We start from the raw sequence: 3564 nt of genomic DNA on the forward strand, positions 1-3564 counted from the left end.
CGCCTCGCTGCTGCTGCCGGCCATGGGCATTGGCTATGCCGTGCAGAACCCGGAAACGCCCTATCTGATCTTCCTGGTTCTGGCGCTTCTTTGCGGTCTCGGCGGCGGCAATTTCGCCTCGTCCATGGCCAATATCAGCTTCTTCTTCCCCAAGGCCGAAAAGGGCAATGCGCTCGCCATGAATGCCGGTCTCGGCAATCTCGGGGTCTCGGTCATGCAGTTCCTGGTGCCGGTCGTCATCACCATGGGCGTCTTCGGCGCGCTTGGCGGCGAACCGCAGGCGCTGTCCGATGGCGGAAGGCTTTGGCTGCAGAATGCCGGTTTCGTCTGGGTGCCGTTCATCATCGCCGCCACCATCGCCGCCTATTTCGGCATGAATGACATTGCCTCGGCCAAGGCATCCTTTGCCGATCAGGCGGTGATCTTCTCGCGCTTCCACAACTGGATCATGTGCATTCTCTATACCGGCACATTCGGCTCGTTCATCGGCTACTCGGCGGGTTTCCCGCTCTTGATGAAAACCCAGTTCCCTGAGGTCAATGCGCTCTCCTACGCCTTCCTCGGCCCGCTGGTCGGCGCGCTGAGCCGGGCGGGCACGGGCTGGATCTCGGATCGCTTCGGCGGCGGCCGGGTCACCTTCTGGACCTTCGTCGGCATGTTCGTTGCCGTCGTCGGCGTGCTGCAATTCCTGCCGCAGGACGGGGTGGGTGGCAATTTCTGGGCCTTCTTCGCCTGCTTCATGGCGCTGTTCTTCCTCACTGGTGTGGGCAATGCGTCGACCTTCCAGATGATCCCGGCAATCATGCGCCAGGAAGTGCCGCGGCTGATGCCGGAACTGGATGCGGGCGCGCTGCAGAAGCAGACGGACCGCGAGAGCGCGGCGATCATCGCGTTTACCTCGGCGATTGCCGCCTATGGCGCATTCTTCATCCCCAAATCCTACGGCACCTCGATCTCGATGACCGGCGGACCGGACATGGCGCTGTGGGGCTTCGGCATTTTCTACGTCATCTGCGCCGTGCTGACCTTCTTCTACTACACCCGTCGCAACGCGCCGGTGCCCTGCTAATCGCCCGAAACAAAGGAACGGATCATGTCTCTTCTCCTCGACCGCCTCAACTTTCTGGCACGCAAGAATGTCGACACATTCTCCGATGGCCACGGCGTCACCACCAATGAAAATCGCGACTGGGAGGACGCCTATCGCAAGCGCTGGCAGCACGACAAGATCGTGCGCTCCACCCATGGCGTGAACTGCACGGGCTCCTGTTCTTGGAAGATCTACGTCAAGGGCGGGATCGTCACCTGGGAAACGCAGCAGACCGATTATCCGCGCACAAGGCCCGACATGCCCAATCACGAACCGCGCGGCTGTTCGCGCGGCGCCAGCTACAGCTGGTACATGTATTCGGCCAACCGGGTGAAATACCCGCTGATCCGGGCGCGGCTCCTGAAGCTCTGGCGCAAGGAGCGCGCCGACAAGAGCCCGGTTGCCGCCTGGCGCGCCATTCAGGAGGACCCGGCAAAGCGGGCCGAATACATCAAGGTGCGCGGCCTTGGCGGTTTCGTGCGCGCCACCTGGGACGAGGTCAACGATCTCATCGCGGCGGCCAACGCCTATACCGCGAAGAGGTGGGGGCCCGACCGCGTCATCGGATTTTCGCCGATCCCGGCGATGTCGATGGTCTCTTACGCGGCCGGGTCCCGCTACCTGTCGCTGCTCGGTGGCACCTGCATGTCGTTTTACGACTGGTATTGCGATCTGCCGCCGGCCTCGCCGATGACCTGGGGCGAGCAGACCGACGTGCCGGAATCGGCCGACTGGTACAATGCCGGCTTCCTGATGCTCTGGGGCTCCAACGTGCCGCAGACGCGCACGCCGGATGCGCATTTCTATACGGAAGTGCGCTACAAGGGCACGAAGTCGGTCGTCGTCTCGCCGGACTATTCGGAAGCCGCCAAATTCTCCGATCTTTGGCTCCATCCGAAACAGGGAACCGATGCGGCGCTTGCCATGGCGCTCGGCCATGTGATTCTGCGCGAATACCATCTCGACCGGAAGGTCGGCTATTTCGACGATTACTGTCGCCGCTACACCGATATGCCGATGCTGGTGCGGCTGGTGAAGAAGGACGGCCGCTACGTGCCGGAACGCTTCCTCCGCGCCTCCGACTTCAAGGATGGCCTCGGCGAAAGCAACAATCCGGATTGGAAGACCGTCGGTTTCGACGCGAAGACCGGCGAGGTCGTCGCGCCGCGCGGGTCGGCGGGGTATCGCTGGGGCGAGAAGGGCAAGTGGAACCTCGAGCAGAAGGATGGCGCGGGCAGCGACATCGATCTGGTCATGAGCCTTGCCGAAAACCATGACGGCGTCGAGGACGTCGCCTTTCCCTATTTCGGCAGCCGGGCCCACGACTATTTCGAGGGCACCGACCATGACGACGTTCTGGCGCGCAAGGTGCCCATCCGCAGGGTGGCACTTGCGGATGGCGAGGCGGTGGTTGCGACGGTTTTCGACCTGTTCGTCGCCAATTACGGCCTCGACCGTGGCTTCGGCGGCGACAATGTCGCGACCTCGTTTGACGACGCAACGCCCTACACGCCGGCATGGGCGGAGAAGATCACCGGCGTTCCCCGCGAGCAGATCATCGCCACCGCCCGCGCCTTCGCGGGCAACGCCGAAAAGACCAATGGCCGCTCCATGGTCATTCTCGGGGCCGGTCTGAACCACTGGTACCACATGGACATGAACTATCGCGGCATCATCAACATGCTGGTGATGTGCGGTTGTATCGGCCAGTCGGGCGGCGGCTGGAGCCATTATGTCGGCCAGGAAAAGCTGCGCCCGCAGACCGGCTGGCTGCCGCTTGCCTTCGGGCTCGACTGGCAGCGCCCGCCGCGCCACATGAACTCGACCTCGTTCTTCTACGCCCATACCGATCAGTGGCGCTATGAGACGGTGAAGGTCGACGAACTGCTGTCGCCCACCGCGCCGGAAGGCCCGTGGGATGCGACGCTGATCGATTACAACATCCGCGCCGAGCGGATGGGCTGGCTGCCCTCAGCGCCGCAATTGCGCACCAACCCGCTGGAGGTCGCCCGCGCGGCGGAGGCCTCGGGCCAAAAGCCCGCCGATTATATCGCCGATGCGCTGAAATCCGGTACGCTTTCCATGTCCTGCGAGGACCCGGATGCGGAGGAGAACTGGCCGCGCAACATGTTCGTCTGGCGCTCCAACCTGCTCGGTTCCTCGGGCAAGGGGCACGAATATTTCCTCAAGCACCTGCTCGGCACGTCCCATGGCCTGCTTGGCAAGGACCTCGGCGACGAGGGCCGTCAGGAGGTGAAGGAGGCTGTCTGGCATGACGAGGCGCCGGAAGGAAAGCTCGATCTGCTGGTGACCCTCGACTTCCGCATGTCGACCACCTGCGTCTATTCCGACATCGTGCTGCCGACGGCGACATGGTACGAGAAGAACGACCTCAATACCTCCGACATGCACCCCTTCATCCACCCGCTGACCAGTGCGGCCGATCCGGCCTGGCAGTCGCGCTCGGACTGGGA

The 3564-nt window shown here is 63.2% G+C and carries 2 protein-coding genes; both read left to right on the top strand.

Annotation, left to right across the window (positions count from 1 at the left end):
- On the top strand, nucleotides 1-1069 hold a 1069-nt coding region (locus tag AC5DC2_RS21305; RefSeq protein WP_491699934.1), incomplete at its 5' end, for an MFS transporter.
- 24 nt (nucleotides 1070-1093) lie between these two features.
- On the top strand, nucleotides 1094-3564 hold a 2471-nt coding region (locus AC5DC2_RS21310), incomplete at its 3' end, for a nitrate reductase subunit alpha (protein WP_491699935.1).

The sequence above is a fragment of the Martelella sp. genome, assembly GCF_984369615.1.